General features: G+C 41.3%; 9 protein-coding genes. All 9 read left to right on the top strand.

Annotated elements, in window-relative coordinates; genetic code table 11:
• Window positions 1-3,233, top strand: a 3,233-nt coding sequence (locus DS2_RS12590) for an immunoglobulin-like domain-containing protein (RefSeq protein ID WP_035015176.1), incomplete at its 5' end; no start/stop codon positions are given.
• A 104-nt stretch (window positions 3,234-3,337) separates the two neighbouring features.
• On the top strand, window positions 3,338-5,500 hold the full coding sequence (locus DS2_RS12595) for a type I secretion system permease/ATPase (RefSeq protein ID WP_051479848.1): 2,163 nt from the start codon (window positions 3,338-3,340) through the stop codon (window positions 5,498-5,500).
• Window positions 5,501-5,502: 2 nt separating this feature from the next.
• Window positions 5,503-6,858, top strand: coding sequence for an HlyD family type I secretion periplasmic adaptor subunit (locus tag DS2_RS12600; protein WP_035015177.1), 1,356 nt, complete (start codon window positions 5,503-5,505; stop codon window positions 6,856-6,858).
• A 24-nt stretch (window positions 6,859-6,882) separates the two neighbouring features.
• Entirely contained in the window at window positions 6,883-8,205 is a 1,323-nt protein-coding gene (locus DS2_RS12605; RefSeq protein WP_035015178.1) for a TolC family outer membrane protein, read from the top strand.
• Window positions 8,198-9,220: an OmpA family protein gene (locus DS2_RS12610; protein ID WP_035015179.1), complete on the top strand. Its 1,023-nt coding sequence runs from the start codon at window positions 8,198-8,200 to the stop codon at window positions 9,218-9,220. The genes DS2_RS12605 and DS2_RS12610 overlap by 8 nt, the downstream gene beginning before the upstream one ends.
• Window positions 9,201-9,869, top strand: a complete 669-nt coding sequence (locus tag DS2_RS12615) for a transglutaminase-like cysteine peptidase (protein WP_035015180.1) — start codon at window positions 9,201-9,203, stop codon at window positions 9,867-9,869. The genes DS2_RS12610 and DS2_RS12615 overlap by 20 nt, the downstream gene beginning before the upstream one ends.
• A gap of 13 nt (window positions 9,870-9,882) precedes the next feature.
• Window positions 9,883-11,823 carry an EAL domain-containing protein gene (locus DS2_RS12620; protein WP_035015181.1) on the top strand — a complete coding sequence of 647 codons (1,941 nt, stop codon included), beginning with the start codon at window positions 9,883-9,885 and terminating at the stop codon, window positions 11,821-11,823.
• Window positions 11,824-11,844: 21 nt separating this feature from the next.
• Entirely contained in the window at window positions 11,845-12,996 is a 1,152-nt protein-coding gene (locus DS2_RS12625; protein ID WP_035015182.1) for a MalY/PatB family protein, read from the top strand.
• Window positions 12,997-13,090: 94 nt separating this feature from the next.
• A complete protein-coding gene (locus DS2_RS12630) occupies window positions 13,091-13,429 on the top strand; it encodes a DUF3802 family protein (RefSeq protein WP_035015183.1) in 339 nt (112 codons plus the stop codon).
• Window positions 13,430-13,440 lie beyond the last annotated feature (11 nt).

Here is a 13,440-nt window from a genome sequence, read left to right on the forward strand (position 1 = left end):
CAATCGATGGTACAGCAGCGGTTACGCAAATCACTGACACAATAAATGACACCACATTAGATTTAGCGGTCGACAAGTCGACACTGACAGAAGCGGGCGGCACCCTGGTGTATACGGCAACCCTGTCGAATGCAGCGGGTAGTGATGTCTCCATACAACTCAGCAATGGACAAATCATTACAATTGATGCAGGTGAAACACAAAGCAGCGTTGAATTCACAGTTGCAGGGGATGAAGATGCAATATTAGATGCTAGCAGTGTCACAGCATCGATAGCGTCATTGGATTCAGTCACGGGCGGCAATTTCGAAAACCTTGTATTAGGCACTTCTGAAGCGACAACGCAAATCACCGATACAATCGACACAACCGAATTAGGTATGTCAGTTGACACGAGTAATTTATTGTTTGGAATTGTTACGGTTGACTTTAACCTTACGAATGCTGGTGACTCAGATGTTGTAATCACACTTGCAAGTGGCGAGGAAATCACAATTGAAGCCGGTGAGCAATCGGCGAGCACCACAATTCAAGTCAACACAGGAAATGACTACTTCACAGCTCAAATCGTTTCAATATCTGGTGGAAATTTCGAAAATCTACAATTGCCTGAAGCAATCGAAGTTAGATTGCATGATGCGCCAATTATTCAAGTTAGTGATGAGAACTCTGAAGCAAGTGGTCATATCACTGTAGATGAAGCTGGTATTGGAAACGAGAGTTCTTCCAATATAGCTAGCGGTAGCATAACCATTTCTACCACTGCAAACATAGCGAATATTACCATAGGTGACGAAAGTGTAAGCTTATTAGAGCTAGTCGGACTAACACTAAATCCAATTAGTATTGAGTTGCCAAACGGACAAATGACATTAACCAATTACAATGCGGTTACTGGTGAGTTGTCATACGAATACCAGCTGACAAGTTCGTTAGATCATGAAGATGCTGATAGCTTGATTGAAAATGTACAAATTAATGTTACAGATATAAATCAACAAGCCAGTTCAGCTGATTTGGCAATACAGGTACTAGACGATCAGCCTAGCTTTACCATCAATCAGCCCGATACAATTGACTTCAAAACTATGGACCATAATATCATTTTTGCGATTGATATATCGGGGTCTATGGATAGTGAACTAGGTGACACCACTATTTTACAAGCGACTATTGATGGTATTACTCAGCTGTTAAATAAATACGAAAAGATGGGAAATGTGCAAGTTAAACTTGTACCGTTTTCAACAAATGCAACAGAATCTGAATGGGCTAATATCAACGAAGCGACTTCCTTGTTAGAAGGTTTAAATGCTGGCGGCACGACTGACTATGATGATCCATTAGCAGCAATTGTTGATAACTACAGTACTCCTCAAGATGCTAATACCAAGGTCTACTTTATTTCAGATGGTAACCCATATGGTGCAAGCGAAAATGAGGACAACGTCAGTGCAATAACGAATTACCAACAAACTTGGAAAGATTTTATTGAAACGAACAATGTTGATGTTGAAGTGATAGGTATTGGTTCTGCAGTACAATACCAATACCTAAATATGGTTGGTGCACCAACAGAAACTTTGACAAATGACAGTGGTAATTATGTTGCAGCAGAAAATGTTGTTTCGGTTGATACGGCTAATGAGCTTGTTGATGCTTTATTAGCCACTGTTGGTGGCAAATCTGTCGGCGAAATCGGCTCATTACAAAATAATGTAGGCGTAATTGATTTTGGCGCTGATAGTGAAGGCAGTATTTCATTTGTAACAATCGATGGTGTTGACTATTCACCCGAAAGTGAGCAAGTGACAGATAATATTCTTACAGTTACAACTGAAAATGGCGCAACTGTTAAATTTAACTTTGCTACTGGTCAATATGAATACGACGTGTCGATTTCTGCTGAAGAAAATGCGGATGAAAGCTCCACAAGCTGGAGTAAAGTCGAACTAGGAGATGATGTAACTCAGTGGGTCTTAACAGAGAGCATCACTATTACAGTTAAAGATGGTGATGGTGATACAGCATCTGGCCAGTTAACTTTAACAACTCGATTCCCTGAAAATGCGCCAGAAATACTACCTGAATTACAAGATGATTTAGCTCAAATTGATGAATTAGACGGTACGGTAGCCAGTTATATGTCTAAGGCTCAAATAACAGGCAATGTAATAGACAACGATACCTTGACGCAAACTAACAAACCAATTGTTGGTGTAACAACAGGAAATGGCATTGTTAGTGAAGGAAATGTCGGTCTTGTTTTAACAGGCTTATATGGCAGTCTCGTTCTTCAGGACAACGGCAGTTATGTCTATACTTTGGATAACACCAATAATGCAGTTAATAGCCTAAATGATGGAGATTCATTATCCGAAACCTTCAGTTATTTGGTACAAGACGCTAATGGCAACTATGATAGTGCGGTTCTGAATATTCAGATTAATGGTGTAACTGACGAGTTGCCTGATTTGTCCGAAAATGCTGCATATGGATTTAATGGTAATGATATTATCTACGCATTTTTAGATCGTATGGTAATTGGAAGCTTTGGTTCGTACAAAGATCCTTTGGATCCAGATGGAATACAAGGTTTCCATACCTTCAACAAAGACGAAATTGCAGATGCTGGATTCGGACTTTCTAGAATAGCGGGTAGCACAATGGTTGCGACAGGTTACACTGCCTATAATGTAAATGAGGGGGCAACTTTGATTGGTGGCGAAGGTGCTGACTTTATTGCGGGCGGTTCCGGAGATGATGTCATTATTGGCGGCAGCAACGGCAATGGCGAATCGGGCTTAGTATCCAATGTTTATGCCGGTGATGTTATGTCTGGTGGTGAAGGTGACGATATGTTTGTATGGTTAGCAGGGGATGATATTGATAAAGGATTTGCAGATCCAATTAACAGCCCTGATGTTGCAACTGACTACATAACCGACTTTAGTGGTGGAGACTCATTAAACCTTGCAGATCTGCTTCAAGGAGAAAACCACGACAACTTAGACAGTTATTTAAACTTTGAAGTTGTAGATGGTGATACCATCATTTCCGTTTCAAAAGATGGTGATTTCACAGGAGACAGTTCAGACCAACACAAAGCAGATATGAAAATAGTATTAGAGAATACAGACCTGACCATAGAAACTAACGGTACAGACGCTGATATTATTCGCAAACTGCTAGAGGACAACCAATTAATCACCAACAACAATAACAACTTTTAACATAAAAATGCCTTATCGCCTGCAACAATCGCGGTAAGGCATTTTATTATGTTTAAATACACTATAAACTTAAACAATACAGCTGCTTAACTAAAAGGCCCCTTATGCAGGAGCATGCGCGAAAACAAAAACAAAACGAGAACTTGCAGTTAGCCGCCGAGCAAACAGATCAACTATTAGGTTGCTTAAGTTTTATTAGTAAATATTATGGCAAACCCTTTTCTGCACAATCCATGAGCGCTGGGTTGCCGTTAGTTAATGGATACTTAACGCCTCAATTATTGCCAAGAGCCGCGAGCCGAGCCGGTTTAGACGCCAAAATCGTCAAAAAACCACTGAACGATGTCTCTAGTCTGCTGTTACCCTGTATTTTATTGTTAGACGACAACCGAGCATGTGTACTGATCAGCTACAAAGATAACCAAGCTGAAGTGGCGTGGCCTGAATTACCTGATGGGGTCGACGAAATTTCGTTAGACGACATAGCCCCACAGTACACAGGATATTGTGTACTATTGAAAAAACGTTATCGATTTGATGCGCGCTCGCCAGAGGTTTTAAAAACCAAAGATGGTCATTGGTTTTGGGGAACACTAAAACAAAATATTCCGTTATATCGCGACGCGTTGTTTGCCGCCTTTTTTATTAACCTAATAGCGGTTGCGACTCCACTGTTTGTTATGAATGTATACGACCGAGTGGTTCCCAACTCAGCGCTCGATACATTATGGGTCATGACCATAGGCATGATAGTCGTGATGGTGTTTGATTTTGCACTTAAACAATCAAGGTCATATTTGCTCGACTTAGCCGCGAAAAAATCAGATGTATTGCTATCAAGCCGCATATTTGAAAAAGTACTTGGTATGAATATGTCCGCAAAACCTCAGTCTGTCGGAGCATTTGCGCGAAATATACAAGAGTTTGACTCAATTAGAGATTTTATAACATCCGCAACGATTGCCACAGTAATAGATATTCCTTTCTCGTTGATTATACTCACCGTTGTCGCCATTATCGCAGGTCCTATTGCGATAGCACCATTGGTTGCAATTATTGTCATGCTGGCATATTCAGCATGGGTTAAACACAAAATGCGCTTGTTAGTCGAGCAGGGCGGTCGCTATACCACAATGAAAAATGCGCACCTAATCGAATCTTTAAGCGGCTTAGAAAACTTAAAGCTCAACTGCGCAGAAAGCCAATTCCAGCAAAAATGGGAAGAGGTTAACGGTAACATCTCAAGCTGGAATTTAGGAATCAAAAAACTAGCAACGACAGTGTCCTCGTTTAGTGCGTTTATGCAGCAACTTTCTTCCGTGGTTGTCATTGTTATTGGTGTGTATTTAATTATTGAAGGTGAAATTAGCATGGGGGCGCTTATTGCCGCCGTAATGTTGAGCAACCGAATTATGCAGCCATTTAGCCAAATATCCTTATTAGCAACACGCTACAATCAGGCAGAATCTGCACTAAAAACGCTGGATGAGATCATGCAATTGCCTGATGAATCCGTCGAACAATATCTACATCGTCCATATCTAGACGGGCAAGTGGAATTTAACCAAGTGTCATTTGTTTATCCAAACAGTGAAAATAAGGTGGTTAAAAACCTAAGCTTTAATATTAAAGCCAAAGAAAAAGTTGCCATAATAGGTCGCATTGGCGCTGGGAAATCGACAATCGAAAAATTGCTTATGGGATTTTATAAGCCAAATGAGGGTGCAATTCGGGTTGATGGCATCGACATAAATCAAATCAGCCCAGCTGACTTGCGTTCAAAAATTGGTTGTTTGCCCCAAGACATCAACCTATTTTACGGCTCAATTAGAGACAACATCACCTTAGGTGTTCCCCACGTTGAAGACGAACGTATTTTAAGAGCGGCGCGTTTAGCAGGTGTCACGTCATTTACCGATACCGACCCTGATGGCTTAGACCGTCAAGTGGGTGAGCGTGGCGCATTTTTATCAGGTGGGCAACGTCAAGCAGTTGCACTTGCTAGAGCTTTGCTGTTTAACCCGCCAGTCTTAGTATTAGACGAACCAACATCCAATATGGATAATTTTTCCGAGCATAAAGTAAAACAGCAATTAGCAATCTTGGCGCAAGACAAAACCTTCGTGCTCATCACGCACAAAATGTCTATGCTCGAGTTGGTAGACCGAGTCATTGTGGTAGAGCGAGGGCAAATTGTTATCGATGGTCCTACAAAGCAGGTTATGCAGCAATTGCGTAGCGGTAACGTTAAAGCACCGCAGGCATAAACATGAACAACACAATAAAAGAAAACGAAATTAATTATATTAACGATATAAATGCCGCATTGTTATTAAGTTCACCAAAACGAACTCGTCAAGCATTATATCTAATATGCGGCTTTTTAGCTTCGCTACTACTGTGGGCAGCATTTGCTAAAGTTGATGAAGTAACAGTTGGCGCAGGCAAAGTAATACCGTCACAACAAGTGCAAGTTATTCAAAATTTAGAAGGCGGGATATTAAAAGAAGTATTTGTCAAAGAAGGGGATATCGTTAATCCAGGTGATAAATTACTCAGTATAGATGAAACCCGATTCTTATCAGAGTTTCGCGAGCAGCAGGCACATGCATATGGGTTAAGAGCTGAAATTACGCGCCTGCGCTCAGAGCTTGATAGTTTAGAAGCCGTTGGAAGCCAATTTAATATTGAACCGGTAGAATTGAAATTTGCCAATGAAAAAGCCTACCCTGAGCTGATTAATCGGCAAAAAGCACTATACGCAGAGCGAATGCGCAACCTAGCGAATCAAGTGAAAATTTTAGACCAACAAGTGATGCAAAAGCAGCAGCAACTAACTGAGCTAGCATCTAAAATTGAACATGCTCAGCGCAGCTATCAATTAGTGAGCAAAGAGCTCGACTTAACCCGACCATTGGCCAACAGTGGTGTGGTGTCAGAAGTTGAATTAATTAAATTAGAACGTGCAGCAAATGACGTAAAAGGAGAGCTCTCAAGCTTGAGATTACTACGGCCGAAAATTAAAGCCGAAGTAGAGGAAATGGAAAACAAGCGCACCGAAGTTGTGCTAAAGTTTAGAAGCGAAGTGCAAAAAGAGCTCGCCAAAGCGGAAAACGAATTAACCCCATTAGACGAAGCGTTAGTTTCTAGCCAAGACAGGCTAACTAGAACCAATGTTTTTTCGCCAGTGCGAGGCACAATAAAAACCATTAATATCAATACAGTCGGTGGTGTTATCCAACCAGGAATGGACTTAATTGAAATTGTTCCACTAGCCGACAGTTTATTAGTTGAAGCGAAAATACTGCCAAAAGACATTGCGTTTTTACGCCCAGGCTTACCGGCGGTTATCAAGCTAACGGCGTACGACTTTACCATCTACGGAGGTTTAAAAGGTACAGTAGAGCACATAAGTGCCGATACCATACAAGACGAAAAAGAAAACAGCTTTTACCTAATTAGAGTGCGCACTGAAGACAGTTATTTAGACAAAAATAATAACCCTTTACCCATAATTCCTGGTATGACGGCAAGCGTAGATGTATTGACTGGTAAAAAAACCGTGTTAGATTACCTACTTAAACCTATAGTTAGAGCAAAACAAAACGCAATGCGAGAAAGATAAAATTGTGGAGACGAATAAACATAAATGAATAATTTTATCAAAAGCGTTGTTTCTACAGTATTTGCAGGCACATGCCTTAGCTTGCCTGTTACTGCTAAATCGCTAGAAGAAGCCGTTGCAACGGCGTTTAATACAAACCCCGAACTCAAAGCGGCTTACCATAGGTATAAAAGTGCATATCATGCTCACGAGGGCAGCCAAGGCGCTTGGTTACCGAGCATTGATTTGCGTGCAAATATTGGCCAAGGCAAACAAAATACGCCCGAATCACGCGCTGGTATCGAAAAAGAACAAATCAAACCAATAGAATACAATTTGTCACTACAACAAATTTTATTCGATGGTTTTTTCTCATCTAATGAAATAGAGCGAAACGAACAAGAAATGCGCTCTGAATTTTTTGCACTAAAAGAAACCGCAGAAAACAAGGCGCTCGACACCGCGAATGCATACATTGGTGTATTACGTGAGCAACAACTTTACGAACTTGCGCAAAGGAACTTACAATCGCACCAAGATATATTTGAGCAAATTAAAGTCAGAGCAGACAGTGGATTAGGCTCAAACTCCGAGCTTTCACAAGCAACGGGTCGACTGGCCAGAGCACAAGCAAACGCACTTGCGGCTGAAAACAACCTGCAAGATGCCATCGCACTTTACCAAACGGTTGTGGGTGAATATCCGACTGACTTAATTGAACCAAAAGTCAATATCGTAAAAATACCCAATACACTGGCAGACGTGCTGCGGATCTCAAGAAGCAGTCACCCAACATTGTTTTTAGCCAATGCTGATATTTCAGCTACCCAAGCACAACTCAAATCGAGCCGCTCAGGTTACTACCCAAGGGTCACGCTCGAAGTGTCAAAATCACGAATAGACGATAGAGGTTCAAATTCAGCACTACGCGACGAGCTAAGAGCCGATATCGTGGTATCGTACAACTTATTTCGTGGTGGTCGCGACAAACACAATGAGTTAAATGCAGCATACCAACTCGAGCAAGCAAAAGACATTCGAGAAAAAGCCCTACGAGAAGTAATAGAAGGTGCAAAACTGTCATGGCAGGCAAAAGAGTCGCTAGAAAAGCAACTGGGTTTTTTGCAAATTCACGTAGAACAAAGTTATTTAACTCAACAAGCATACAAGAAACAATTTGATTTGGGCCGCAGAACCTTGCTGGACTTATTAGACACAGAAAACGAATTATTTGAAGCGAGAAAATCGCACGTTAACGCCAAAAGCAGTCATATCGTGGCGCAATATCGCGTACTAAATGCGATGGGCAGGTTACTCAATAGCCTAGAGATTAACCCTCAAGAATATTGGCAGGTTAATCATGATTAAAAAGCACTTAGCATGGTCAAGCTCAATCGCGACTATATTGATAAGTGGCTGTAGCAGCTTAAACTTGCCAGACAGCTCAGAAACAGTGGCTTGGCAGCACATCTCTGAAACAGGTTATAAGCGTCTACACGATGCCGACAAAGACGGCGTAATTGCCGCCAGAGAATTGTGTAAAGGCACATTGGCAAATAGAGAAGTCAGCAACTATGGCTGTTCAGAGCAAGAAGAAAAAGAGCATCAACGTCAAAGTCGCATATATTTTGGTTATCAAGAAGTTGACCTAAACGATGTGGCCAAATTAGCCTTAGATGAATTTTTACAAGGGCTTGACAGTAACAATACTTGGGCCATAAAGCTCAATTCAGAGCAAGCACAAAACCCGTACTTCATAGAACGAACCGATAAAATTGTCGCATATATAAACAACAATTACCCACAGTTGTATCACGAGCTAACCTTAAGTCAAGCCGGTGAAGTACTAAAAAAAGTGACAGACACAGGGGAAGTAGAAACCCCAAGCGAACAAGCACACATATTGTACTTTGATCACGACAGTTCAGTTATACCAATTGCAGAGCAAGAAAAAATAGCGCAATTTATACGTCAATATAAAGCCAACCACGGAGAAGTCATTTATATTGGCGGTCATGCATCACAAAGTGGTGAAGACGACTACAATTTAAAGCTGAGTCAGCGACGAGCAGACGCGATACTGCACCTACTTACGCGTATTTTAGAGCTACCTAAAAGTAAAATAAAATTAACGGCATTAGGGGAAAAGTCACCGCTCGTTTCACCTATGTCACCACAAGCTGAAAATAAAAATAGGCGGGTAGAGCTGGTATATCAATACACACAGCAGCAAGCTGCAAATGAAGATGACACAAGAATCGAAATAACTGCGCAAACACTATTAACACAGGCTAAACTGAAGTGGCATATATACATCATGGAAGAAGCCGAGCTTGAGACCACGCCTACATCTACACAAGATCATGAAGCCTTGGGTTGGTAGTCGCCTACAACAAACCCTCATTGTATTGTTCGCTGCGCTCAGTGTTATATACGCAAGCGCAGTTGAACAACTCAACGTTGCCAAGCTTGTTGGAAAAATGCAATCTGAATATGGCGAAGCTGCAGGTAAACGCGCCAGAGCTTGGCGCAATATCATTCAGCAACAACAAAACGCAACAGACCAGCAAAAGCTCCAATCAGTTAATCGATTTTTTAACCTTTTCGACTTTGTAGACGACATAAAATTGTGGAAACAAGAAGACTATTGGGCGACGCCGTTAGAGTTTATCGGTCATAAAGCAGGCGATTGCGAAGACTTCACCATAGCTAAATATTTCACCTTATTAGAGCTGGGTGTCGACATCAATAAACTAAGATTAACCTATGTAAAAGCGGTTAAACTAAACCAATTTCATATGGTGTTGGCATACTACGAAACACCAAAATCAATGCCACTTATATTGGACAATTTAGATGGCGAAATTAAGCCTGCGATAAAACGCCGCGACCTAATTCCGATTTTCTCGTTTAATGGTCAACAACTATGGCTTAACAAACAAAAAGGTAAAGGTCAGCTTGTGGGGAGCTCGGAGCGCCTAGATCATTGGGATAACTTAAGTAAACGCTACCAGTTAGCAGAATTTAAATAAAAGTGGGTACACTATGACTTTGTTTCGACAAATACTACTGGTGATAATTGTATGTTTTTCGGTTAATTTAATCGGCGTACTTTGGTTAGAGTTTCAATCGACACGAAACTACTTAGCTAACCAGCTAGAGTCAGACTTAAACAACACATCAACTTCGATGAGTATGGCACTGCAACCACACTTGCAAGCGCAAGACAAAGTGATGATAGACAGTACCATAAACACCTATTTTGATGGTGGTTTTTACGAACGTATCGAACTAGAAATTTACCAAGACGACAGCAAGATAGTAAAAACCAATCCAGTTGCGGTCAAAGGCGTGCCAAGCTGGTTTATCAACCTCGACTTACTAAAAATACCCGAACAAGAAACCATAATTACAGATGGGTGGATGCAGGCAGCAACGCTCAAAATAGCAGGGCATCCAGGTTTTGCTTATTTACAACTATGGAATGCCTTTCTTGCCATGTGTTGGTGGATAGGTGGATTATCAGTGGCGGTCATATTGGTTTCAGCATTTGGCATTCGAATCTTATTGCAACCATTACAACGGATTCAGCTTAAAGCACAACAAATTCAAGAACGCAATTTTGGTCAACCATTAGCTTTACCAAAAACGCTAGAACTGCGCCAAGTGACAGAAGCAATCAATCGGATGACCGACAAACTACGCGACCAGTTTAACGAAGAAGCACAGCTGCACGACAAGCTCAAGCAACAAGCATTTCAAGACGCCACCACGGGTTTAGGGAATCGGTCGTTTTTTAATCGACAATTGCGGGCGTGGCTTGAAGACACACCGCACGGCGCAGTATTTTTGCTTGAACTTAATGGCTTGGAAACGATAAAAAAACGCGATGGTTTCACCAAAAGAGACGAAATAGTCAAAGCCGCAGCACAACGGGTACAAAACACCTTTAACCCAGACAATGGCCATGTAACCTGCAGATTATCAGCAAATGAATTTGCAGTACTGGTGCAAGGCGTCGACGAACCAGCACTAAAAGAAAAACTGGCGCAGCTCAGTGAAACGCTCACCTCACCCCATTTCACGCAAAACTTCTACGAAAAGCCGGTATATCATATAGGGGCAGTGGTTGTGCAGCATACAATGGAAACCCCACAATTAATGGGTTTAGTGGATAACGCATTGCAACAAGCTCGTCAAGCGGTCAACCACCAACACGTATGCAAACAAACCCTAGCAAACAAACAAGCACCCATACTCAAAACTGAACTTAGAGACAAAATGGTTGAAGCAATTAACACCGCAAGTTTAGGTTTTTCACGCCAACCCGTGTTTGAATTTGAAAACAAAGGCAATGCCTATCACTTCGAAGCATTTGCTCAACTTAAACTAGCACAAATGGGCTCAATAAACGCTGCATCCTTTATATCAGTATTAGATGAATACGAATTAGGACAAGCATTTGATAAAAAAGTAATCGACATGATTATAGGGCACATACACGCCAACCCAACGCATAAATACGCAATCAACTTAACCGCCAGCGCGTTAAAAAGTGATGACTTTATCCAATGGCTCGTTAGTCAAATGAATCAAAACAAAGACATAACAGACAACGTTTGTTTTGAATTCAGCGAAGAAAGCGTTATATACAATAAAGAGCGTATCGAAATCTTGTGTGAACAGTTTAAACTATTAGGTGTGCAGTTTGGGGTAGATAGAGTTGGACGAAACTTTTCATCACTGAGCTACCTACAATCAATTCATCCAAATTATGTAAAAATTGACCACGCCTACACACAAATGGCACTCAGCAACAAAGATGATGCCTATTTTGTCGGCTCTTTATGTACCACAATACATAATTTAGACGTTGCAGTTATTGCAACTCGTGTTGAAAATGAAGCACAATTGGAAGTTTTAAAAGAATACAACTTCGATGGATACCAAGGCTTTATATACAAGCCAGAATTCTTCGATATTTAGACAGAACAAAAGGTTTTACACATGGCCGTAAATTTTAACGAAGTAATAGACAGAAAGCCCACGCATTCATTCAAATGGGACAAATATGCAGGCCAAGACATCATCCCTGTATGGGTGGCAGACGCAGAATTTAAGCCACCACAACAAGTAATAGATGCAATAAAACAAAGAACCGACCATGGTATTTTGGGTTACACCTTACCATACGACAGCCTAAATCAGTCGGTATGTGAATGGGTCGCAAAAGAACACGATTGGCACATACTGCCAGACTGGATAGTATGGACCCCAGGCGTAGTACCCGCTTTTAACGTAGCGTGTAAAGCCTACTGCCAACCAGGTGACAAAGTAATGGTGCAAGTGCCAAACTACCCACCACTGCTAAAAGCACCGTCGCTTAACCAATGTGAGCGAGTAGACATACCAAGTATACAAAAAGACGGCCGTTGGGAATTGGACATGCAAGCACTTGAACAACAAGCGGCTGATCCAAAAACCAAATTATTTATCATGTGTAATCCAATGAACCCATGTGGTTCAGTGATGACAGAAGCCGAACTGAAAAAAGTAGCGGAAATTTGTTTGCACCACAACGTAATATTGTGCTCAGACGAAATACACTGTGATCTTATTTTAGAGCCGGGTAAAAAGCACATACCCGCGCCAGCAATTGCAGAAATATCGAATAAATCTATCAGCCTTATGGCACCAAGCAAAACCTTTAATATTGCGGGTTTAGGTGCATCATTTGCCATTATTCCAGATAGCCGAATTCGTATGCAATTTCGCAACGCAGCACTAGGCATCGTACCTTGGGTACAAGTTCTAGGATTAGTCGCAACTGAAGCCGCATTCCGTGAAGGTGGCGACTGGCACAAAGAACTACTGGTATATTTAAAAGACAACCGCGACTATTTACACCAGCAAATCAGCCAACTAAAAGGCATGGAAATGGTTAAAGCGGACGCAACTTTCTTAGCATGGATCGACTGTAGCGGCTTAGGCCTAGAAGACGTACAAAAATTCTTTGAAAGTGCCGGCGTAGGCCCATCACCAGGTCGCGACTTTGGTGAACCGCAATATGCCCGCATAAACTTTGCATGCGCCCGAAGCCAACTAGAAGAAGTTGTACAACGTATTAAAAAAGCGCACGCACAGCTAAAGCTAGACTAAAAGGCTAAACTAAATAAGCCATAAGCTTGAGTCTTATGGCTTATTCGCTACAATCTTACAATTAGACCGAAGAATAAGCTCAATTGAGGAAAAAATGGTTACCGAATCTCAAGCATATATCGAATTGATCTCATACTTTACTGACAATATAGAACTATTTCAGCAAAACAAAGGTGAGACATTAGACAAGACGGTTCGCGACCTAATTGAAGAGCATATCGCGCAAAAAATTATGGCATTTTTTTCTCAGCATGAAAGCCTAGACCAAGACACCCGCCTAGACGTTGTACGTGAAGCCGACGCCATAGTGACAGATTTAGAAGAATTTTTATCTCGCCGCTTAGACGAAAAAGCCACAAGTCAACAAGAAGCCTTTATTGTCGAATTTTCAGGTTTAATCAAAAACTTATTTGATTCAGAATTTATAAAATAACAGACTGGTTG

The organism is Catenovulum agarivorans DS-2 (genome assembly GCF_000568405.1).
Lineage (GTDB): Bacteria > Pseudomonadota > Gammaproteobacteria > Enterobacterales > Alteromonadaceae > Catenovulum > Catenovulum agarivorans_A.